Here is a 22,589-nt window from a genome sequence, read left to right as displayed (position 1 = left end):
ACATACAACTCCCCCACCACACCCACCGGCACCGGAACCAAACACCCATCCAGCACATACACCCGCGTATTCGCCAACCCACGCCCGATCGACGGTGTGGCGTCACAGGCAGAGGCCGGCTCCAGGCGGAAGCGGTGCGATGTGGTGAAGGTGGTGTTCTCGGTCGGTCCGTAGCCGTTGGTGAGGAAGGTGCCGGGGAAGTCCTCCAGCATCTGCCGCACCGCCGCCGGTGACGGCTCTTCGCCACCGACCCAGATATGCCTCAGCTGCCCCAGGGCGGGGCTCCGCTGCGCGACAAGGGCGCCGAACAGCGAGGCGGTGAGGAAGGCACTGGTCGCCCCGTGCCGGGCGACCGCCTGCTCGATGTCCTGTGCGGCGGACTCACCCCTCGGTGCGACCACTACGGTGCCGCCGTTCAGCAGCGGGACCCAGAGCTCGAAGGTGGAGGCGTCGAAGGAGTGCGGCGAGTGCGCCAGTACCCGGCTATGGGTGCCATCGGCCCAGCACGGGTCGGCACACAGCGCGAGGACGTTCCGATGGGTCACCAGCACGCCCTTGGGGTGGCCGGTGGAGCCGGATGTGTACATCACATAGGCGGCGTCCTCCGCGTGGCTGCCGGGCAGGCCACGGATCGCCCCCGTGTCCGGTACCGACCCCGGTCCCTGCATCCGCTCCGGGTCCGTGACATCCAGCACCGGGAGTTCGTCGTACGACCGCGCCCATATGCTCGCCCGCTCGAGCGCCGACGGGTCCGTGAGCAGCAGGCAGGGCCGGGTCTCGTCCAGGATCGTCCGCAGCCGTCGGTCCGGGCTCCGGAGGTCGAGGGGCAGATATGCCGCACCGCTCCTGAGCACGGCCAGCAGGACGACGACCAGATCGGCGGAGCGCTCCATCGCCACGGCGACGCAGCGCTCCCGGCCCGCGCCGAAACCCCGGAGCACCTCGGCCAACCGCCGGGAACGGGCTTCCAGCTCCCCGTAGTTGAGCGAGACCTCACCGCACAGCACAGCGGTGGCGCCGGGCGTCGCTGCGGCCTGCTCCTCGAACCGCAGCGGGACGGAGCCTTCCGGTACGGGGTGTACGGGGCCCTGCCCGGCGTCGAGCACGGACTGCCGCTCGGCGGGCCCCATCAGCTCCGGATGTCCGATGGGCTGGTCGGGGTCCCGCACCGCGGTGGTCAGGAACCTCTCGTAGGCACGGGCGAGGCGCGCGGCCGTGGCGTGGTCGAAGAGGTCTTCCGCGTAGACCAGCCGCACATCGAGACCGCCGTCGGTCTCGGTGACGTCGAAGACCAGGTCGAAGGCGACCGCCCGGTCCCGCCCCTCGGTCGTCAGCCGGGCGTCGACACCCGGGAGGCGCATGGCGGCGGTCGTGTTGTTCTGGAGCACCAGCATGACCTGGAACAGGGGGTGCCGACCTGCGGAGCGCGCCGGGTTGACCGCCTCCACGACCTGCTCGAACGGCACGTCCTGATGGGCGAGTGCGGACAGCACCTCGGACCGTGTGTGGCGCAGCAACTCGCTGAAGGGCGGGTTCGCGGACAGGTGGGAGGCACCGGTTCGGACCACCACCGTGTTCACGAAGCAGCCGACGAGGTCTTCCAGTCCGGCGTCGGTGCGCCCGGCGACGGGGCTGCCCACGGGGATGTCCGATCCCGCGCCGAACCGGTGGAGCAGCGCGGCAAGGCCGGCGTGCAGCACCATGAACAGACTCGCCCCGTGCTCCTTGGCGACCTCCTGAATCCTGGTGTGCACCGGTGGGTCGAGTCGGAAGGGGACGACGCCGGCCCGGTGCGATGCGATGGGCGGCCGGGGCCGGTCGGTGGGGAGGCCGAGCTCTTCGGGGAGGCCGTCGAGACTGCGCCGCCAGTAGGCGAGCTGCCGTGCGCACAGACTGCCCCCGTCCTCGGGCGAACCCAGCACCTCACGCTGCCACAACGCGAAGTCCGCGTACTGCACGGGAAGTTCGTCCCATTCCGGCGCCACGCCGCCACCGGACAGCCGCGCACGATAGGCCGCCGAGAGATCACGCAGGAACGGCGCGGCCGACCATCCGTCGAACGCGATGTGGTGCACCACGACCACCAGTACGTGCTCCTCGGGCCCGGGTGAGAGCAGTTCCGCCCGCAGCGGCAGCTCCCGCGCCAGGGTGAAGGGGCGGTCCGCGGCGGCGGCCACGGTCCGTTCGATGTCCGCGGTGTCGACCCGGCGGACGGGCAGCGCCAGGCGCGCGGCCGCGTCGTCGGGATCCAGGATCAGCTGCCGGGGCTCGTCGTCCCGGGCGGGGAAGAGTGTCCGCAGGATCTCATGGCGTCCCACCACGTCCCGGAGCGCCTCGGTGAGCGCCGGTACGTCCAGCGCTCCGGACAGGCGGACCACGACCGACGCGTTGAGGGATGCATCCCCGCCGTCCACCTCACTCTGGAACCAGAAGCGCAGCTGCGAAAAGGACAGAGGGGTCATGTCGTCCGGGCCTCCAAGCCTCAGAGTCTCAAAGAAGGGAAAAGGGGTGGTCAGGCGAATGCTTCGCGGAGTTCGTCCAACTGCCGCAGGCCCTTGAGCACGGTCGCGGTGTCCACGCCGAAGTCGATCAGGCAGGCGATCTCATCGACCCCGACATCACGCAGGCGCTCCACGATCCGGCGCGCTTCGTCCACGGTGCCGAAGAGTCCGCGCTCTTCGACGTAGGTGTCGAAGGAGCGGGCGACGAGGAATTCGATGTCCTCCTCGTCGAGTGCGTCGGCGTCGATATCGATGTCATCGCCGGGATCGGAATCGGATTCGAAGTCGGAACCGGAGTCGGGGTGCGAACCGGGACGGTCGTTCCCCAGCGAACCGGTGACCAGGTTGAGTGAACTCTTCAGGTAGGCGTGGAGGGGCCCGCGTACGGCCTCCCGCACCTCCGCCAGGTCCTGCCCCAGCAGGGTGTGCAGCATGAGGACGACATGGCCTTCCGCTCCGTCATGGGTATCGCGGTGAACCCTGCGGTATTCGGCGATCTTTCCGGCCAGTTCGCCGATGTCCTGGTGGAGGAGATGGGTGAGTATCCCGGCACGGCTCGTGGCCGCGGCGCGGAAGGTGTCGGCATCGCCCGCGCTGGTGATCCAGACCGGGAGCTCCGGCTGCACGGGGGGAGGGTAGATCCGCACCGCAGCCGGGTTGCCGGTCCCGTCGACCACCTCGTGGCTGCCGCCGCGCCACAAGGTGCGGACCTGCTCGACCCGCTCCAGGGTGACACGCTTGCGGTCCTGGTAGGAGCTGTGGCTCAGGGCGAAGTCGACGGGGTGCCAGCCCGAGGCGAAGGAGACGCCGACCCGGCCGCCGGAGAGGTTGTCGACCACCGACCACTCCTCGGCGATCCTGAGGGGGTGGTGCAGGGGCGCGACCACGCTGCCGGCTCTGATCGCGATTCGCTCGGTGGTGGTGGCCAGCGCGGCGCCCACCACAGCGGGGTTCGGATACAGCCCGCCGAACGCGTGGAAGTGCCGCTCAGGTGTCCATACGGCGCGGAAGCCATGCTGATCGGCGAACCTCGCTCCTTCGAGAAGGAGTTCATAGCGGCCTGCGCCACCGTCCGGGTGACTTGCGCTGTCATCGGCGAAGTAGAAGAGGCTGAAGTCCATGTGATCCCCCGTTTCTGTCGGTTGGCCGTCAGCCGGTCAGCTGCCGCCTCGCATCCGTCGCAGCGCCGGCCGCGCCCTGGGGGCGGTATCGAGCCGCTCCGAGAGGTCGGCCACCGTGGGTGCGTCGTAGACCGCCTCGACGGTGAGTTCGACACCGAACTCCGCACGGATTCTGCTGACGAGCCGGGTCACGAGGAGTGAGTGGCCGCCGAGTTCGAAGAAGTCGTCATCGATGCCGACACCGGCGCCGGCTGCCCCTGGCGACGCCCCCCGTGCCCCGAGGAGTTCCTCGTACATCCGGCACAGCGCTTCCTCCCGGGGCGTCCTCGGTTCGCGGCAGTCACGCCTGGGGCCGATCTCGGGCTCGGGCAGGGCGGCGCGGTCCAGCTTGCCGTGCGGTGTCAGCGGGAAGCGGTCCAGGACGACCACGGCCGACGGCAGCATGAACGACGGCAGGAACGCTGCCGCGTGGCCGGTGACGGACTCCCTGAGGTGTGCGGCGGCAGCGGACACCGGGCTGGTTTCCGGCACCACGTAGGCCACGATCCTTCGGTCACCGCGGCCGTACTCGCGTATCGCCACCGCGGCTCCGGCGACCCCGGGATGTGCGGCGAGCACCGCCTCGATCTCACCCGGTTCGATCCGGTGGCCCCGTATCTTCACCTGCTGGTCGGCACGGCCGACGAACTCCAGTTCGCCGTCAGCGTTGCATCGGACGAGATCGCCGGTGCGGTACATCCTTGTCCCCGGGGGGCCGTACGGGTCCGCGACAAAGCGTTCAGCGCTGGCCGCCGGCCGGTTCAGATAGCCACGGGCCAGGCAGACCCCCGCGACATGGAGTTCACCCACCGCTCCGGCCGGTACCGGCCGGAGCCATTCGTCGAGCACGTACACACGTGTGTGGCGCACCGGCCGCCCGATCGGCGGCTGCGCGGAGCCGGTCAACGCGGAGCCGTCCAGCGCACCGCTCATGGCGGCGCAGACGGTGGTCTCGGTCGGCCCGTACGCGTTGATCATCGTGCGCCCCGCCGACCAGCGGCGCGCCAGTTCGGCCCCCAGCGCCTCGCCCCCGACGACCAGGTTGCCCACCGAACGCAGGGCGTCGGCTGACAGCACGCTCAGCACCGCCGCGGGCACCGCGAGATGGGTGATACGCCGCTCGTCCACCAGGCGGTGCAGTTCCGGCCCCGGCAGCAGGCTGCGGGCGGGCGCCATGACGAGTGTGGCGCCCGAGGAGAGGGTCATGGCCACCTCCCAGAAGAACGGGTCGAAGCTGGGGGAGATGAACTGGAGTGTCCGCGAGGTCACTTCGACCTCCAGCGCCCGCCGCAGATGGGCAGCCAGATTGGCGAGCCCCGCACGCGTCACCACCACACCCTTAGGGCGTCCGGTGGATCCCGAGGTGTAGATCACATACGCGGCACCGGCCGGATACAGCGGGCCGTGCCGTTCGGCGTCCGTGAGATCGGCCGCCGGATGGCGACGTGATTCGGCTTCCCCTTCCGGGGCGTCGAGGCACAGGAGATGTACGGGGGGCAGCGCGGAGGGTCCGGACAGTGCGGTGGTCACCTCGGGAGGCAGCGCGCTGTCCACGGTGGTGAGCAGTATGCCGGGCCGTGCGTCACCGAGGATTCGGGTGATGCGCTCCGCCGGGTACTCCGGGTCCACCGGCAGATACGAGGCCCCGGTCTTCATCACGGCCAGCACCCCGGTCAGCAGTGCGACCGATCTCGTCGCCGCGGAGGCGACGACGGTCTCCGGGCGCGCACCCCGCGCGATCAGCAGGCGAGCGAGCCGGTTCGCGTCGGCGTTGAGCTCGCCGTACGAGACCATCCGGCCCTTGAACTCCGCAGCCGACGCGTCCGGAGTCCGCTCCGCCCAGTGCTCGAAGCACTCCAGCAGGCTGGGGGTAGCGGTATCCGCCTCGCATTCCCAGCCGATGGGTAATGGTTCAAATCCAGAGGAATCCACGGGCGCGGAAATCGCGGCGCACTCCGCGCATTGGGCCGCGGACTCGTCAGAACATCCTGAGGCGCCGCGCGAATCATCACCCACGAACGACTCCTCGCCTTGATCCGTGAGATCCCCGTTTCGACACCCGTACACGTTTCGCGGGGCCTTCTACGGAGACCAGGGGTTTTGTCCGTACCCCATTGCCGTAACAGTGCGTCCGACACGATTCAGCGGCCGATCCTAGGCGCGACACGGCCTGTTTTCACAGTGTTGCAGACAGTTGTGTGATCTTGTTAACGTAACCCGTCCATCGCGCAGGCCACGAAGGACCTGTTCTCGCTATGACTTCACAGGAGAGGGCACGTCCGACGCGGTTAGGCGGACTGTGGGCCCACCGCAACTTCCGTTTCCTGCTCATCGGGGAGACCGCAGGCCGGCTCGGGGCGAGCATCACCTCGGTGCTGCTGCCTCTCCTGGCAGTCGACACCCTGCATGCCTCACCGTGGATGATCGGGCTGCTGACCGCCGCCCCATGGGTGCCCTGGCTCGTCATCGGACTTCCCGCCGGCGCCTGGGTGGACAGACTTCCGCGCCGCAGCATCATGCTGTGGTGCAATCTCGTTTCGGCGGTGCTCCTTCTCAGTGTGCCGGTCGCATGGTGGCTGGCCGCACTGAGCATCTGGCATGTCCTGGTGGTGGCCTTTCTGACCGGCGCGGCCGCCGTGTTCTTCTCCACCGCGTACTCCGCCTATCTGCCGTCCCTCGTGGACAAGGACGATCTGATGGAGGGCAACGCCAAACTGCAAGCGGCGGAGCAGACCACCCGGGTCGCCGGTCCCGGCGCGGGCGGCCTCATCGCGCAGTCCGTGGGCAGTGCCACCGGATTGCTCTTCGAGGTGCTGTCGTTCCTCGTCTCGACGGTGTGCTTGCTGTCCATCCGCGCCGTCGAGTCCCGCCCCGACCGTGAGTCGGGACCGATACTCCGCGAGATAGCCGACGGGCTGCGCTTTGTCACACGCGACCGCTACGTCCGCGCCATCACCGTCTTCGGCGCTGCGGTGAACATGGCCCTGGCCGGCTACCAGGCCACACAGATCGTCTTCCTCGTCCGCACGGTCGGCGCGTCACCGGGCCTGGTCGGAACGCTGGTGGCCTTCGGCGGGGTCGGCGGCATCCTGGGCGGTCTCGCCGCCGCACGGGTGTCCCGCCGCTTCGGCACGGCACGCGGTCTGCTGTACGTACAACTCGTGGCGGCGCCCTTCGGGTTGCTCATCCCGCTCACCCAACAGGGTTCCCGGCTCGCCCTCTTCGCCATCGGGTCCACCGTGATGATGGCCGGTGTGGTGGCCTGCAACGTCATCATCGTGAGCTTCCGGCAGTCCTACTGCCCGACAGAGCTCATCGGACGGGTCACCGCCACGACGATGTTCGTCAACTTCAGCACGATCCCGGTGGGCGCGCTGCTCGGCGGCGCGATGAACACCTTCCTGGGACTGAGGCCGACGATGTGGGTGGTCTGTCTCGGCCTCTGCGCCACGAGCGGCATCCTGCTCTCCCGACCCCTGCGGGGGCTGCGGGACCTACCCGTCTCCCAACAGGTACCGGCGGCCTGAGGAATCGCGCCGACGACGAGGGGCGGGGCCCGGTACGGGACCCGCCCCTGGCAGCGGGCCCCCGGGGAACGGATCTCCCGGCCTCGCCCGGAGCGGTCAGCGCCTGCTGGAGACTCCGTAGTACTGGAGGTCCTGCACGGCGGCCGTACGCTGCGCCGGATAGCGGGTGGTGACGGCGGCGGCGGTGCCGCCGTCGCGGCTGACCACGGCCTCGGTGCGGCCGGGGCTCAGCGGCAGCCCGCGAGCGTACGGGCCTGCGGGAGCACCGTACGTATGGGGCACGGTGCCGACGCGCGCGCGGACCGTGGCGGGTGCGGTCAGGAAGGTGAGGACTTCCACCTGGTCACTCGCGGGCGCGGTGCCCGGCCGGGGACGCATCCGTAGGGGGTGGGTCGCGGTGTCGGCGGCGGACGTGAACTGCACGCGGGAGGTGACGTACACGGTGTCACGGACGATCCGGGGCCAGGTCCCCGTCTTGAAGCGCGTGAGGTAGTAGGAGGATATGTCCAGGTAGGTATGGCCGTTGTGCAGCGAGGGAGCGAACTGCGTGCCCTCCGAGTAGTCGTTCCAGGTCGTGAGCTGCACCCAGTCCGCCCCGTCGGAGATCGCGTGGTTCCAAGTCGAGCGCAGGGTGGCGGTGTTGCCCGCTTCGTCGTAGACGCCCTGGTTGGGCCGGGCGTCCTGGATGGACACGGCCTGCATCCACTTCTTGCCCAGAGAATGGGCGAGCCGGATGTCGTCGGGAACACCGTCCTGCTGGGTGTGGCTGCGGTTGCCCCAGGACGAGAAGGCCTCACTGAACGGTGCGAACCGCTCGGCGTTCGCACGGAATTCCAGGAAGACCGGGACCAGCGCGGTGCCGATGCCGTGCTCGCCGAGGCGTCCGATGACCTGGCTCCACCAGGCCGGTTCCCGGGCCTCGGCCTTGAACGGGGAGACCACGAGGCGGCCGTCGGCCAGGCGGTACGCGGACGGGGAGGCGGCGAGCTCGGCCAGTGCGTCGGCGAGGGTGCGCGGGTCAGTGTCCAGGGACGCCATGTCCGGCATCAGCACGATACGGAATCCGGGGTCGACGCGCTGCGCCGCGCGCAGCAGCAGTTCGACGCGCTCCCGGTTGGTACCGGTCAGGGAGAGGATGTCGACGGTGAATCCGTCGATCCCGGCGTCCCGGGCGGTCCTCACTTCCTTTTCCAGGTTGGCGAGTCGCCAGTCCCCGCCGCTGGGCTGCACGGGCAGCGGCCGGTCCCGGAGCAGCCCGCCGTAGGCCGCGTGCTTGCCCTTCTCCCCGTCGGCCGTGAGGTAGTTGCGGTTGTAGTAGTCCCGCGCGGTGGGCTCGTTGTCGAGCGAGAGCGGGTAGGGCGGGAAGTAGTGCGCGAAGACGAGGTGCGGACTACGGCGCAGCACCTCGGTGGCCGGCAGGTCGAAGGGAAGCGCCGAGCTCGACGGCCCAGCCGGTGCCGTGCTGGGCTCCGGGTCGGGAGCGGGCCCGGTGGGCTCCGGGCTCGGCGGCTCGGAGGGCGTCGTGGTGGGGGACGCGGGCGGCTCCCAGTCGGGGGCCGGTTCGGTGGCAGCCGGGCTCGGTCGAGCGGCGCGCGGCACGGGGTGTTCCCGGTCGCCCGCGAGACCGGCTCCGGCACCCAGCCCGATCAGTAACAGTCCGAGCAGGGCTCCGATCGTGGCGCGTCGTTTTCGGTTGGACGGTCTTCGGTGGTGGTGGGCGCGGCGGACCGGCTGTTCCAGCATGGGTGTCCTCCGTGGACGCGGCGTGGGTTCTGAAGCACGGGACCAGACGCTCACAAGCATGGCCTGCCGACCGGTGAAAGCACTATCGAACGAGCCTCTGTGGCGACAACACGCCACCGTCGCAAAGCGGCTCAGGGCGTCTCAGCACGTCGCGACGCGTCTCGGCACGTTCTCAACGCGTCAGTGCGTTGTGGCGCCGAGCCGGTCGGTGTCGTCGTGGGTCTCCATGTAGACGTCGAGGGAGTCCTCGCGCATGGCCTGCCACAGCTCGGCTCCTTCGCCGCTGTCCAGCAGGACCACGGACTGGCCGGAGATCATGTCGGTCCCCTTGACGGGGGCGTTCATGAACACCATCGAGCCAGGACGCACGTTCCTGTTGTCCCACAGCATCGCGCGCAGGTCGGTGTCGCTGAGCCGGTCGTCCACGCTCACCGCCGCGGTGAGGTCGTCCAGCACCTCGGTGGCCTTGGCCGGGTTGGAGAACGTCGACGGGCGCATGACCTTCCCGAGCAGGGTGCGCAGGAAGTACTGCTGGCGGTGGGTACGGTCGAAGTCGCCGCGGGGCAGGTTCTTCCGTTCGCGTACGTAGGTCAGGGCCTCGGTGCCGTCCATATGGCGGCTCGCGCCGTCCACGACGAGGTCCACTCCGCCCACGGAGTCGGTGAGTTCCTTGAAGCCGTCCCAGTCGATCACGGCGAGGTGGTCCACCCGCACCTTGGTCAGCCGCTGCACCGTGTCGATGAGCAGTGGCGGTCCGCCCCAGGAGAACGCGGCGTTGAGCTTGGCCTTGCCGTGTCCGGGTATCTCCACCCAGGAGTCACGGGGCAGTGAGACGACATACGCACCGGAGTGGTCCGCCGGGAGGTGGACCAGCATCATCGTGTCGCTGCGCTGGGCGCCGTACTTCCACTGGGGAGCCTTGGCGTCGCGGCCCGTGGTCGGCAGGTCGGAGCGGCTGTCCACGCCGACGAGGAGGAACGTCTGGCCGCCGCGCGACGGCGCGGGCTGCTCGGCCGCGGGGATCGTCGTCGGGAAGACACCGGATATGCGGTCGACCTTGCCGGTGTAGTGGTCGACGGTCCACCAGGCGATCCCGCCCACCATGAGCAGGCCCACCGCGAGCAGCGTCATCGCCCCGATGAGCACTCGGCGTGCGCGGCTCCTGGGCTTCCCGCGGCGCCGGCTCTCCGCTCCGGTGGCCCCGGTGGCCGTGCCGCTGGTCCCGGGCGTCGCCCCGTTGGCGTCGCCGGTGGTGGATTCGTCCGACTCCACGGCGGCAGCCGGGAGGATGTCCATCGCTTCGGTCCGGTCCGTCATCGCGGCATCGGCCGCCTTTCTGTCCCCCACCACGCACCCCGGCACCGCTGGAGCGTGTCCCCTTCCCCGTCGGGCGCACACTGTAGCCAGCATGTTCGAGGTTCGTACAGATTTCTGTGAGGTTCGCGACCCGGCGCCCCTCATCCGCACACCATGCGGTTTCATGTGGCCCAGTACCTGTCGGTCACGTTCACGTAAACGCGCCCATGCGTGCATAAGTTTGCCGGTACCGTTCACCATCGTGTCACATGTTCGATGAACAGACGTTCGTGACATCGGTAGCTCACGCCACCGAACGTGCCTGGGGGGGTACATGTGGGATGTTCAGACCGCTGATTTCGATCGATCAAGCGAGGCCCGTTACAGGGCCCGCTCCTCACTGTGGATGGGACGCAAGTCCCGGTGGTATCTGCCCGCTTCGCTGATCATCGACCTCGGCGGCGCCGGGGTGCCCGTAGGGCTGATGTTCTACGCCACCCATCAGCCGTGGGCGGTCCCGAGCGGTATCGCCGCGGGGCTCGCATGGGCGGGTGTCCAGTTGTTCCGTTCGCGCTACGAGGCACGGGCCATCGGCGAGGACCGGGGCGCGCTCCCGGTGCTCCACGACTGGTTCATCCTGCTGGGAGTGCTCGCGGTGGGACACGCCGCGATGGGGATCCGGTTGCGCGCGCTGCTGTGCCTGGTCGCACTGCTGCCGGCCCTGCTGCTGACACTGATCTGCCGCAAGGCGGTGCACCGCCATCTCGCGGCGAAGCGCCGCAGGGCGCAGGCGGTGGTCAAGGTGCTGGTGGTCGGCGAGCCGACCGCGGCGGACGATGTGACCGCGCACCTCGCCGCTCGTACCGACCATCCGTATGTGGCGGTGGGAGCCGTCCCCGTGGGAGGCGGAGACTTCGACTCCGGCATCCGGACCGGAAAGCGACTGGCCGAGACCACGCCCGAGTCCCCGGCCGAGGACTCCGAGCTGGTGGTCGGCGCGGTGCAGCGGCTCGGCGCCGACCTGGTGCTGGTCGTCCCGGGCACCACGCTCTCCGGGGAGCGGCTGCGCCGCCTCTCCTGGGGACTGCACGACGCCGGGATCGAACTGTTCCTCGCACCGGGTCTGGTGGAGGTGTCCGTCAAGCGCCTGGAGACCGGATCAGCCGGCGGTATGTCGCTGCTTCGGGTGGCCCCGCCGACCAAGGAGGGCATGCAGCCCCTGCTCAAGCAGGTGCTGGACCGCTGTTCCGCCCTGCTGGGTCTGCTGGTGCTGGCCCCGCTGCTGCTGCTGATCGCGGCGGCGGTGAAGCTGTCGTCACCGGGTCCGGTGTTCTATCTCCATGAGCGCATCGGCCTGAGTGGGCGCCCGTTCGTGATGTGGAAGTTCCGCAGCATGCGGGTGGGCGCCGACACCGAGAAGGCCGATCTGGCCCAGGAGAACGAGCACGACGGCCTGATGTTCAAGATGCGCCGCGACCCCCGGGTCACCCGCGTCGGACACTGGCTGCGCCGCACCTCTCTCGACGAACTGCCCCAGCTCGTCAATGTGCTCAAGGGTGACATGTCCCTGGTGGGCCCACGGCCGCCGCTCGCCGACGAGGTGGCCCGCTACACGCCCGTCGAGTGGCGGCGGCTGACCGTGCGGCCGGGGATGACCGGGCTGTGGCAGATCAGCGGGCGCTCGGACCTGTCCTGGGACGAAACCGTCCAGCTCGATCTCAGCTATGTCGACAACTGGTCGTTCACCAGCGACGTGGATGTCATGGCCCGTACGTTCCGCGCCGTCGTCGACGGCCGCGGGGCGTACTGAGGACGGCACCCGTGACCGCACAGCACCCCGACGTGGTCGCCGGCGCCGGGCCCCGCCGCCGCGGGCCCCGGCCGGACCGCGGCGGGCCCCCGGGCCCGGGGCCGGGGGGGGGCCCCCGCCCCCACACCGCGCCGCCCCGCCCCGGATACTGGGTGGTCTACGCACCGGGCCCGTTCACCAGCGGCGCGTCCGCGCTCGCCTTCTGCGCGGAACGCGGCAGGACGACGGCCAACTCCTGTATCGGCCGCTATCTCAGCACCAGCGCTGACGACTACGGATTCCAGTGCGGCCCGCCGGCGAGCAATCCCACAGGCCGGTGCTACCGCCGCTATTCCTGAGCCGGGAGTGAGCCGAGGAATTCGAGCGCCACCCGCCAGGTCCGGTCGGCCGCTTCCTCGTCGTAGTCCGGAAGATCCGGGTCGGTGTACAGATGTCCCGCGCCCGGATAGCGGTGCACCTCCACGTCGGCCCCCGCTCTGCCCATCCGGAGGTACCAGGCCGTCAGCCAGTCATGCGGCTCGAACGGGTCGGGGTCGGCCACGTGCAATTGCACCGGCAGCTCATCGACATGGGCATCATTCGCAATATCGGATGTTCCGTGCAAAAGTAGCAAACCGCGCGCCTTCTCGTCTCCAAGCGCCAGGTTCTGCGCCACGGCCGCGCCGAACGAGAAGCCCGCGTACACCAGTCCGTGCTCCGAGTGAGGGGCGGCGGCCAGGACCGCCCGCTTCAGGAGTTCATCCATACCGACCTCGTCGCGGAACTCCCTGGCTTCCTCGACGGAGTCGAAGACGGACCCGCCGAACAGGTCGGGTGTCCACACCTGGTGCCCGGCCGCACGAAGCCGCTCGGCGGCCGAGTGCACGGCCGGACGCAGACCGTACACAGAATGGAAAAGCATGATGTGCATGCGGTCAGGTTACGTTCGAGGTTATGGAGAACGTGCTGCGCCCGATGATCGTCCTGGTCGGCTCGGTGGGGCTGACGCTGCTGCTGGTCTGGCTCGCGGACCTGCTGCTGCGCCGAGCCGACGCCCGCCACAGTGAGACCCCGCTGTGGGGACTGCTGCGCCGCTGCCGCGCACCGCTCCAGGTGGTGCTGCTCACCGCCCTGCTGAGGGGCACCTACGGGGAGACGCACATTCCGGTCGTGGAGCGGAACGAGCGACTGATAGGCCATGTGCTGACCCTGGTGCTGATCGCGGCGTCCTCCTGGCTGGTGATGCGGATAGCCGACGCGGTGGTCGAGTCGTCCTATTCGCGCTACGCGGCGAGCACCAGCACCCGGGATCCGGCCCGGGTTCGCCGGGTACGCACGCAGGTGGCACTCGTCCAGCGGATCGTCACCGCCGTCATCTGCGTGGTCGCCGTCGCCTCGATGCTGCTGACCTTCCCGGGAATGGACAAGCTCGGCGCCTCGCTGCTCGCCTCCGCCGGCGTACTGGGCATCGTCGCCGGTGTCGCCGCGCAGTCCACGCTCGGCAACCTCTTCGCCGGTTTCCAGATCGCCTTCGGCGACATGGTGCGGATCGGCGACACGGTCGTGGTGGACGGCGAGTGGGGCACCGTGGAGGAGGTCACCCTGACGTTCCTCGCGGTACGCACCTGGGACGAGCGGCGGATCACCATGCCGGTCTCCTACTTCACCAGCAAGCCGTTCGAGAACTGGTCCCGCGGTGGTGCGCAGATGACCGGCACGGTCTTCCTGCACCTCGACCACTCGGCACCGGTGGCCGCTATGCGCGAGAAGCTCCGGGAGATCCTGCTCGAGTGCGGGGAGTGGGACGGGCGCGAATGGTCGCTCGTGGTCACGGACACCACGCCCAACTCGATGGTGGTACGGGCGGTGGTCACCGCCAAGGACGCCGACGACCTCTGGACGGTGCGCTGCGCGGTGCGGGAGCAGCTGATCGGCTGGCTGTGCGAACGCCATCCGCACGCGCTCCCCCGCATCACGACGGCGATGGCGGTGGAGGCCCCTGGGACACACGCGGAGGAGGGCGTCTCCCGACGAGGTGGACAGGGCTGATCTGGCCAGGAGGCCGGTGCGGGAAGTTGGGACGCGCGGCGCACCGCTGACCCCCACCCGTGCCGCTCAGCGCATACTGCGTACGTCGAGATGTCGCAGCACCCGGTCCACCACTTCGGGATCGGTACCCGGTTCGCTGCGGGCGGCCAGTACCTCATGGCGTGCGGCGGACAGCATCTCGCGGGTGATCCGGGACACCGTGCGCAGCCGGTGGGCGCGCTGGGTGTACCAGTCGCGGCGTTCCTCCTCCACGATGTCCGGGCTGATCCGGGTACCGACGTCGTACGCGGCCCGCTGCAGCCGCCCGGCGATGTCCTCCGGCAGGTCCTCGACCTCCTCGATCTCCTTCAGCCGGTGCTTGGCCGCCCGTGCCGCCCGGCGGGCCAACTCGCGCTCCAGGGCCCGTTCGGCATCCGTGTCGGCCCGTACACCGAGGCGTTTCACCAGCCAGGGGAGACTGAGCCCCTGCACGATCAGAGTGGTCATGATCACCGCGAAGGCGATGAAGATGATCTCGTCGCGGTACGGGAACGGCTCACCGTCCGCGGTCCGCAGCGGGATCGCCAGAGCCAGCGCCACCGACGCCACTCCCCGCATGCCCGACCACCACATGACGACGGTCTCGCGCCAGCCGACCGGGATCTCCTCGTCGTAGTCGCGGATGCGGTGCAGTCGCTTGGCGAGCGCGGTGGCGGGCAGCAGATACAGCAGCCGTACGCCGATGACGACCGCGACAACGGCGGCGGCCCAGCCGGCGAGGGTGACCATCCCGGCCTCGTGCCCGTCGGCCGCCGCCTCCACTACGTGGTAGAGCTCAAGTCCGATCAGCCCGAAGGCCAGGCCGGTCACCAGGGTGTCCACGACCTGCCAGAAGGTGTCCCCGGCCAGCCGCCCCATCACGTCGTCCGCGTCGACGGCGTTCTCGGCGAGATAGAGCGCGGTGACCAGAACGGCCAGCACACCGGACCCTAGGAGTTCCTCGGCCAGCGCGTAACTCACGAACGGCACCAGCAGCGTCAGCCCGATCTGCAGGGTGGCGTCGCCGAGCAGTCCCATCAGCCGGTTCGACAGCCAGCCGAGCGCCAGTCCGACCACGACCGCCACCACCGCGGACAGCACCAACTCCCCGGCCGCCTTGGGCCATGAGAAGGTGCCGCTGACGGCGGCGGCGATCGCCACGTGGTAGAGCACGATCGCGGTGACGTCGTTGAAGAGCCCCTCGCCCTCCAGGATCGACACCAGCCGCCGGGGCAGCCCGAGCGAGCCCGCGACGGCGGTGGCGGCGACCGGGTCGGGCGGTGCGACCAGCGCTCCGAGCGCGACGGCGGCGGCCAGCGGCAGCCCGGGGACGACGGCGTGCGCGACCGCCGCGACCGCCGCCGTGGTGACGAACACCAGGGCGACGGCCAGCAGCAGGATGGGCCGGATGTTGGCGGTGAACTGGCGCCAGGACGTGCGCTGGACGGCGGCGTACAGCAGCGGCGGGAGCAGCAGCGGCAGGATGTACTCGGGCGGCAGGGCGATGTTCGGCACGAACGGCAGCAACGCGAGCACCACACCGATGAGCGTCATCAGCACGGGCGCTGGCAGCCCGAGGCGCTCCCCCAGCGGCACGGTGACCACGGCACCCAGCAACAGACCGAGCAACAGGGCCAATTGGTCCACGGGCGTACCTCCCGGGGGCGGTGCGTTGAAGGCCGGCCCGGTAAGCGTCCCACGCGATCACCGCGAATCGGCCGCCACCCCACCCGGGGAGTGGGCGGCACCGCCCACTCAGGCGCTCCGCGTCCCGGTCGGCGTCAGGCGCTCTCCGCCGCGATACGGTCCAGGGCCGCCTGGAGGTCGTCCGGGTACTCGCTGCCGAACTCGACCCACTGCCCGTCCGCGGGGTGCTCGAACCCGAGCCGCACGGCGTGCAGCCACTGCCGGGTCAGACCGAGCCGCCGTGCCATGGTCGGATCGGCGCCATAGGTGAGGTCGCCCACACAAGGGTGCCGGTGTGCCGACATATGCACCCGGATCTGGTGCGTACGGCCCGTCTCCAGCTTGATGTCGAGCAGCGAGGCGGCCCGGAAGGCCTCCATCAGGTCGTAGTGCGTGACGGACGGCTTGCCGTCAGCGGTCACGGCCCACTTGTAGTCGTGCTGCGGGTGCCGTCCGATCGGCGCGTCGATGGTGCCGCTCAGCGGGTCGGGGTGGCCCTGAACCAGCGCGTGGTAGCGCTTGTCCACCGTGCGTTCGCGGAACTGCTGCTTCAGCAGCGTGTACGCGCGCTCCGACTTGGCGACCACCATCAGGCCCGAGGTGCCGACGTCCAGCCGGTGCACGATGCCCTGGCGCTCCGCGGCGCCAGAGGTGGAGATCCGGTACCCGGCCGCGGCGAGCCCGCCGATCACGGTGGTCCCGGTCCAGCCGGGGCTCGGGTGCGCGGCCACCCCGACCGGCTTGACGATCACCACGATGTCGTCGTCGTCGTGGACGATCTCCATGCCCTCGACCGGCTCCGCGACGATCTGCACCGGCGCGGGTGCCTGCGGCATCTCGACCTCGAGCCACGCGCCCCCGCTGACCCGCTCGGACTTGCCCACGGCGACCCCGTCCACCAGCACCTTCCCGGCGGCCGCCAGCTCGGCGGCCTTGGTGCGGGAGAACCCGAACATACGGGAGATGGCAGCGTCGACGCGCTCGCCTTCGAGGCCGTCGGGAACGGGCAGGGTGCGGGTTTCGGGAAGCGTACTCACCCGTCGAGTATGCCTTGTCAGTTCTTGTGCACGGTCCCGTCGGGGTCCAGCCCCCGGAAGGAGAGGATCACGATCAGGAAGCCACCGCACACGATCGCCGAGTCCGCGAGGTTGAACACGGCGAAGTGCGCGGGCGCGATGAAGTCGACCACCGCACCCTGGAGGAACCCGGGCGCACGGAAGATCCGGTCGGTGAGATTGCCCAGCGCGCCGCCGAGCAGCAGCCCGAGCGCGATGGCCCACGGCAGGCTGTAGAGCTTGCGCGCGAGCCGTGCGATCACCACGACCACGATCGCGGCGATGATCGTGAAGATGATCGTGAAAGCGCCGCCGAAGCCGAAGGCGGCTCCCGGGTTGCGTACCGCGGTGAAGGTCAGCAGATCGCCGATGACCGGGATCGGCGGCTGGTGCTCCAGCCGCGCCACCACGAGCAGCTTGCTGCCGAGGTCGAGCAGATACGCCACGATGGCGACGGTGAACAGCGCGACGACGCGGCGCCGGCCCCGGGGACGCTCCTCGGGACCTTGGTCCGAGGAGTGCTCATCGGGACGTGCCTCAGCGGGCGCTGCCGCGTCGTCGGCCTCGTCTTTGTTGTCTGGCGTACCGATGACGCGCTCCGCCTCTGCCACGTGAGTCCCTCGACCTGGGTACCTGGGTGATACCTGACTGGTCACGAGGGTACGGCACACCCCCGGGAACGGGCTTGCGAACGAGCCTCTCAGCCCCGGCGCTCCTGCTTCTGCTTGTCCTCCACGCACAGGGTCGCTCTCGGGAATGCCTGCATCCGAGCCTTGCCGATGGGCTTCCCGCAGATCTCGCAGAGGCCGTAGGTGCCGGTGTCGAGGCGACGCAGGGCGCGCTCGGACTGCTCGACCATCTCACGGGCGTTGTTGGCCAGGGCGATCTCGTGCTCGCGCGTGATGTTCTTGGTGCCGGTGTCGGCCTGATCGTCACCCGCGCCGTCACCCGAGTCGCGCATCAGACCGGTCAGCGCCTCCTCGGAGTGGCTGATCTCGGCCCGCAGCCTGGCCAGCTCGTCCTCCAGCTCGGCGCGCGCGTCCGCGACCTCATCGGGCGTCCACGGGTCCTCACCGGGGCGCACCGCCAGTTCTCCGGGCGCCGCCGCGGCACGCTCGGGTGCCAGTGCCGTAGCCGTGCTGTCCCCACCGGCTGCGGCTCCGGCCGCGATCTTCTTCGCTCCCACCGTCCTGGCTCCCGTCTGCTTGGCGGCCTTCGCCGCCTCCTTGGCCGCCTTGGCGGCCTTACCGGCACCGGCGCCCGCCGCCTTCCCGGCGGTCGCGGTCTTCTTCGTCTTCGCTGGCTTGGCCGGCTTCGCCCGCGCTGTGGGGGTCGGCTCCTCGGGATGCCCCGCCGCTGCCTTGCGGGCGGGGGGCTTCTTGGCCGCCGCCTTCACAGGCGCGGCCTTGCCGGTCCCGGAGACCTCGGTGCTCGCGGTGTTCTTGGGGGGTTTGGCGGCTATGGCTGCCTTGGCTGTGCCAGAGGCCTTGGCGCCGCTCTTGGTCGCGGTCCCGGAAGTCCTCTTTGACGCGACCTTGGACACGGTCTTGGACGCGGTCTTCTTCTTCGCATCGCCCGCGGGCTTCGCCGCACCCCTGGCCGCTTCGGCGGCCTTCTTCGCCGGCGCCACGGCCATCACCTCCGTCGCCTCATGCGCGTACGCACCGGCCCCGCTGGTCTTCTGCGTCCGGCCGACAGCCGGTCGCGTCGTCGCGACGGTGCTCTTCCTGCCGTTCATTCCCTTGGCCGCCGCACCCGCGGCGGCGGTGGACCTCATGGACGCCGTCCCCTTCAGGGCGGTCTTCTTCGCCACCATGGCCGCGGCCCCTTCACATATTGTGATCTTGCGCGCGAATCGGTGCTGGGACGATAAATCGGCCCCAGCGCCGCGGCAACGGGGCACGCCGCCCAAAGGGCCTGCCCCGCGCCTGCCCGGACGCGAGCCTGCATCCGTTGTGCCCAGCTCCCCGCCCGGTAATCCGCCCTGATGACCGGTACCCGATTCCGCGCGGGACCGTATGGCCATTCGGGTCACGGTGAAGCACGGCGGATCACCCGTGCGCCACGAGGGAAATCCGGTCGGCCCCGCACGGAACCGGCCCGTACACTGGGCGGAGCGAAAGGCGTGGATGGGGACCAGTAGCGTCGTACGCAGCCATGAGCGACCCGGGGACGGTGCGAGCCCGGGGGCGAGCGCGAGGTGAAACATCACCCCGGAGCCGCCGGAAGAAAGCCCACGGTCACCCGGCGTGACCCGGCGAGTAGAACCGGCTTCGCGGCCTCAATGAGGGGGCCTGGGGCGAAAGCGCCCGGGGCCAAGGAGGGTGGTACCGCGGGAGCAGCTCATCGGCTCTCGTCCCTCCGACGGAACAGGCACAGTCCGTTGGAGGAGCCCCTATATGACGCCCCCACCGCAGTACCGCCAGGTACCCGCCCAGGTCGACCTGCCCGCGCTCGAGCACGCCGTGCTCGACTTCTGGCAGGACAACAAGATCTTCGCGAAGAGCCTTGAGCAGTCCGAGGGCCGCCCCGAATGGGTGTTCTACGAAGGTCCGCCGACCGCCAACGGCATGCCCGGTGCCCACCACATCGAGGCCCGCGTCTTCAAGGACGTCTTCCCACGCTTCCGCACCATGCGGGGCTATCACGTCGCCCGCAAAGCCGGCTGGGACTGCCACGGGCTGCCCGTCGAGCTCGCCGTCGAGAAGGAGCTCGGCTTCAGCGGCAAGCAGGACATCGAGGACTACGGCATCGCCGAGTTCAACGCCAAGTGCCGTGAGTCGGTCACCCGCCACACGGACGCGTTCGCCGAGCTCACGACCCGTATGGGGTACTGGACCGATCTCGACGGCGCGTACCGGACGATGGACCCGGCGTACATCGAGTCCGTCTGGTGGTCGCTGAAGGAGATCTTCAAGAAGGGCCTGCTGGTCCAGGACCACCGCGTCGCCCCCTGGTGCCCCCGCTGCGGCACGGGGCTCTCGGACCATGAGCTGGCGCAGGGCTACGAGACGGTCGTCGACCCCTCCGTGTTCGTCCGATTCCCGCTGACCTCCGGACCGCTCGCCGGCGAGGCGGCGCTGCTGGTGTGGACCACCACCCCCTGGACACTGGTCTCGAACACCGCGGTGGCCACGCACCCCGAGGTCACTTACGTGGTGGCGACCAACGGTCAGGAAAAGCTGGTCGTCGCCCAGCCGCTGCTGGAGAAGGCGCTCGGTGAAGGCTGGGAGGCCACCGGGCAGAGCTTCACCGGCGCCGAGATGGAGCGCTGGACCTACGAGCGCCCCTTCGGTCTGGTGGAGTTCCCCGAGCCGGCCCACTTCGTGGTCAACGCCGAGTACGTCACCACCGAGGACGGCACGGGTCTGGTCCACCAGTCCCCCGCCTTCGGTGAGGACGACCTCAAGGTCTGCCGCGCCTACGGTCTGCCGGTCGTCAACCCGGTGCGCCCCGACGGCACCTTCGAGGCGGATGTGCCGCTGGTCGGCGGGATCTTCTTCAAGAAGGCCGACGAGGCACTGACCAAGGACCTGGACGAGCGCGGACTGCTGTTCCGGCACGTCCCGTACGAGCACAGCTACCCGCACTGCTGGCGCTGCCACACGGCGCTGCTCTACTACGCGCAGCCCTCCTGGTACATCCGCACGACCGCGGTCAAGGACCGGCTGCTCGCCGAGAACGAGGGCACCAACTGGTTCCCCGAGTCGGTCAAGTACGGCCGCTTCGGCGACTGGCTCAACAACAACATCGACTGGGCGCTCTCCCGCAACCGCTACTGGGGCACCCCGCTGCCGATCTGGCGCTGCGAGGAAGGCCACCTCACCTGCGTGGGCTCGCGCGCCGAGCTGACCGAGCTCACCGGCACCGACCAGTCCTCGCTCGACCCGCACCGGCCGTTCATCGACGACGTCGCCTTCCCCTGCCCTGAGTGCTCCGGGCAGGCCACACGGGTCCCCGAGGTCATCGACGCCTGGTACGACTCGGGCTCGATGCCGTTCGCGCAGTGGGGCTACCCGTACCAGAACAAGGAGATCTTCGAGAAGCGCTACCCGGCGCAGTTCATCTCGGAAGCGATCGACCAGACCCGCGGCTGGTTCTACACGCTGATGGCCGTCGGCACGCTGGTCTTCGACAAGTCCTCGTACGAGAACGTGGTCTGCCTGGGCCACATCCTTGCCGAGGACGGCCGCAAGATGTCCAAGCACCTGGGCAACATCCTCAAGCCGATCCCGCTCATGGACCAGCACGGCGCGGACGCGGTGCGCTGGTTCATGGCGGCCGGCGGCTCGCCCTGGGCGGCGCGGCGGGTGGGCCACGGCACCATCCAGGAGGTGGTGCGCAAGACCCTCCTCACGTACTGGAACACGGTGGCGTTCCAGGCCCTCTACGCCCGAACCTCCGGCTGGGCCCCCTCGGCGACCGACCCGGCACCGGCCGAGCGCACGGTGCTGGACCGCTGGCTGCTGTCCGAGCTGCACGCCCTGGTGGAGCAGGTCACGTTGGCGCTTGACGCGTACGACACCCAGCGCGCCGGCAAGCTGATCTCCACCTTCGTGGACGACCTGTCGAACTGGTACGTACGCCGGTCACGCCGCCGCTTCTGGCAGGGTGACGCGGCGGCGCTGCGGACACTCCATGACGTGATCGAGACCGTGACGCGGCTGATGGCGCCGCTCACGCCGTTCATCACCGAGCGGGTCTGGCAGGACCTGGTGGCCCCGGTCACTCCGGACGCCCCCGAGTCGGTCCACCTGGCCACCTGGCCCGAGGTCGACCTGTCCGCGATCGACCCGGTGCTGTCCCAGCAGATGCTGCTGGTACGCAGGCTGGTGGAGCTGGGCCGGGCGACCCGTGCGGAGTCCGGGGTCAAGACCCGGCAGCCGCTCTCGCGGGCCCTGGTCGCGGCGGCGGGCTTCGACGCACTGTCACCGGAACTGCACGCGCAGATCACCGAGGAGCTGAACGTCTCCTCGCTGGCGTCCCTGTCGGAGGTCGGCGGGTCTCTGGTGGACACCACGGCCAAGGCGAATTTCCGGGCTCTGGGCAAGCGCTTCGGCAAGGGCGTCCAGGACGTGGCGAAGGCCGTCGCGGCGGCGGACGCCGCGGCGCTGTCCCTGGCGCTGCGCGGCGGCGAGGCGACGCTGGAGGTGTGCGGGGAGACCATCAGCCTCAGCCCCGATGAGGTCATCATCACGGAGACCCCGCGGGAGGGCTGGTCGGTGGCCTCCGAGCAGGGCGCGACGGTAGCGCTCGACCTGGAGATCACTCCTGAGCTGCGGCTCGCCGGTCTTGCGCGGGACGCGATCCGCCTGATCCAGGAGGCCCGCAAGAACAGCGGCCTGGACGTGGCGGACCGGATCGCGCTGCGCTGGTCCTCCGAGGACCCCGAGGTCACCCGGGCCCTCACGGACCACGCGGCCCTGATCGCGGAGGAGGTCCTCGCGACGGAGTACGCCTCCGGCGGCGCGGACGAGGGGTACGGCTCGCCGTTCACGGACGAGGGCCTGTCCCTGACCTTCCGCCTCCGCAAGGCGTAACTGAACGGGTTCCACGGGGTGCCCTCACCCCGTGGTGCCCCGTTGCACGGGGTGCGGGCGTGTCCTGTGTTCCGTACCCCGCTGCGGCGCCCGGTGTGTCAGGCCTCAAGCGCCGGCCGGGCTGGGTGGTCAGGGCTGCCCGTGCCCGGAGCACCACGGGGTGCGGAACACCGCGGCACCCGGCCACCGCGCGAAGGCGACGGAAACGGGCCGGGCCCGGGACAC

Annotated in this window: 15 protein-coding genes; 5 read left to right on the top strand and 10 right to left on the bottom strand. The window is 69.9% G+C overall.

Translation table 11 applies throughout. The features are described 5' to 3' along the window. From ACFWI9_RS09645 to ACFWI9_RS09635, 3 genes are all read right to left on the bottom strand, one after another. The coding region (locus tag ACFWI9_RS09645) for a condensation domain-containing protein (RefSeq protein WP_387160290.1) at positions 1 to 2,462 on the bottom strand (2,462 nt) is incomplete at its 3' end. Positions 2,463 to 2,512: 50 nt separating this feature from the next. After that, positions 2,513 to 3,622 carry a MupA/Atu3671 family FMN-dependent luciferase-like monooxygenase gene (locus ACFWI9_RS09640; RefSeq protein WP_387160289.1) on the bottom strand — a complete coding sequence of 370 codons (1,110 nt, stop codon included), beginning with the start codon at positions 3,620 to 3,622 and terminating at the stop codon, positions 2,513 to 2,515. A gap of 36 nt (positions 3,623 to 3,658) precedes the next feature. Next, positions 3,659 to 5,677, bottom strand: a complete 2,019-nt coding sequence (locus ACFWI9_RS09635) for an amino acid adenylation domain-containing protein (RefSeq protein WP_387160287.1) — start codon at positions 5,675 to 5,677, stop codon at positions 3,659 to 3,661. A 239-nt stretch (positions 5,678 to 5,916) separates the two neighbouring features. Between ACFWI9_RS09635 and ACFWI9_RS09630 the strand changes: the two genes are divergently transcribed. Further along, positions 5,917 to 7,188 carry an MFS transporter gene (locus tag ACFWI9_RS09630; protein ID WP_387160285.1) on the top strand — a complete coding sequence of 424 codons (1,272 nt, stop codon included), beginning with the start codon at positions 5,917 to 5,919 and terminating at the stop codon, positions 7,186 to 7,188. Positions 7,189 to 7,284: 96 nt separating this feature from the next. On the opposite strand, the gene ACFWI9_RS09625 is transcribed toward ACFWI9_RS09630, so the two are convergent. Continuing rightward, complete coding sequence (locus ACFWI9_RS09625) at positions 7,285 to 8,931, bottom strand: glycoside hydrolase family 71 protein (RefSeq protein ID WP_387160283.1); 1,647 nt, start codon at positions 8,929 to 8,931, stop codon at positions 7,285 to 7,287. A 180-nt stretch (positions 8,932 to 9,111) separates the two neighbouring features. Then, positions 9,112 to 10,248, bottom strand: coding sequence for an LCP family protein (locus ACFWI9_RS09620; protein WP_387160282.1), 1,137 nt, complete (start codon positions 10,246 to 10,248; stop codon positions 9,112 to 9,114). 385 nt (positions 10,249 to 10,633) lie between these two features. Between ACFWI9_RS09620 and ACFWI9_RS09615 the strand changes: the two genes are divergently transcribed. After that, positions 10,634 to 12,037, top strand: coding sequence for an exopolysaccharide biosynthesis polyprenyl glycosylphosphotransferase (locus ACFWI9_RS09615; RefSeq protein ID WP_387160281.1), 1,404 nt, complete (start codon positions 10,634 to 10,636; stop codon positions 12,035 to 12,037). A gap of 152 nt (positions 12,038 to 12,189) precedes the next feature. Further along, positions 12,190 to 12,375, top strand: coding sequence for a hypothetical protein (locus tag ACFWI9_RS09610; protein ID WP_387160279.1), 186 nt, complete (start codon positions 12,190 to 12,192; stop codon positions 12,373 to 12,375). On the opposite strand, the gene ACFWI9_RS09605 is transcribed toward ACFWI9_RS09610, so the two are convergent. After that, the gene (locus ACFWI9_RS09605; RefSeq protein ID WP_387160278.1) at positions 12,366 to 12,947 is read right to left on the bottom strand and encodes a dienelactone hydrolase family protein; all 582 of its coding nucleotides are present in this window, start codon (positions 12,945 to 12,947) and stop codon (positions 12,366 to 12,368) included. The two genes, ACFWI9_RS09610 and ACFWI9_RS09605, sit on opposite strands and share 10 nt — an antisense overlap. A 23-nt stretch (positions 12,948 to 12,970) precedes the next feature. On the opposite strand from ACFWI9_RS09605, the gene ACFWI9_RS09600 reads away from it, so the two are divergent. After that, complete coding sequence (locus ACFWI9_RS09600; RefSeq protein WP_387160276.1) at positions 12,971 to 14,065, top strand: mechanosensitive ion channel family protein; 1,095 nt, start codon at positions 12,971 to 12,973, stop codon at positions 14,063 to 14,065. A 66-nt stretch (positions 14,066 to 14,131) separates the two neighbouring features. Here the strand turns inward: ACFWI9_RS09600 and ACFWI9_RS09595 are convergent, their stop codons facing one another. The 4 genes from ACFWI9_RS09595 to ACFWI9_RS09580 form a co-directional block, all read right to left on the bottom strand. Beyond that, positions 14,132 to 15,730 (bottom strand): Na+/H+ antiporter, encoded by a 1,599-nt coding sequence (locus ACFWI9_RS09595; RefSeq protein ID WP_387160275.1) that lies wholly within the window; start codon positions 15,728 to 15,730, stop codon positions 14,132 to 14,134. Positions 15,731 to 15,864: 134 nt separating this feature from the next. After that, positions 15,865 to 16,806, bottom strand: a complete 942-nt coding sequence (locus ACFWI9_RS09590) for an RluA family pseudouridine synthase (RefSeq protein WP_387160274.1) — start codon at positions 16,804 to 16,806, stop codon at positions 15,865 to 15,867. A gap of 17 nt (positions 16,807 to 16,823) precedes the next feature. Further along, positions 16,824 to 17,435 carry a signal peptidase II gene (gene lspA, locus ACFWI9_RS09585; protein WP_387160272.1) on the bottom strand — a complete coding sequence of 204 codons (612 nt, stop codon included), beginning with the start codon at positions 17,433 to 17,435 and terminating at the stop codon, positions 16,824 to 16,826. Positions 17,436 to 17,524: 89 nt separating this feature from the next. Further along, entirely contained in the window at positions 17,525 to 18,640 is a 1,116-nt protein-coding gene (locus ACFWI9_RS09580; RefSeq protein WP_387160271.1) for a TraR/DksA family transcriptional regulator, read from the bottom strand. Between the two features lie 583 nt (positions 18,641 to 19,223). On the opposite strand from ACFWI9_RS09580, the gene ileS reads away from it, so the two are divergent. Then, positions 19,224 to 22,364 (top strand): isoleucine--tRNA ligase, encoded by a 3,141-nt coding sequence (ileS, locus tag ACFWI9_RS09575; RefSeq protein WP_387160269.1) that lies wholly within the window; start codon positions 19,224 to 19,226, stop codon positions 22,362 to 22,364. Positions 22,365 to 22,589 lie beyond the last annotated feature (225 nt).

Origin of the sequence: Streptomyces sp. NPDC127084 (assembly GCF_042724175.1) — a bacterium.
Taxonomy (GTDB): domain Bacteria; phylum Actinomycetota; class Actinomycetes; order Streptomycetales; family Streptomycetaceae; genus Streptomyces.
The sequence above is the reverse complement of the archived record's forward strand: the minus strand, read 5'-3'. Positions and strand labels throughout refer to the sequence as shown.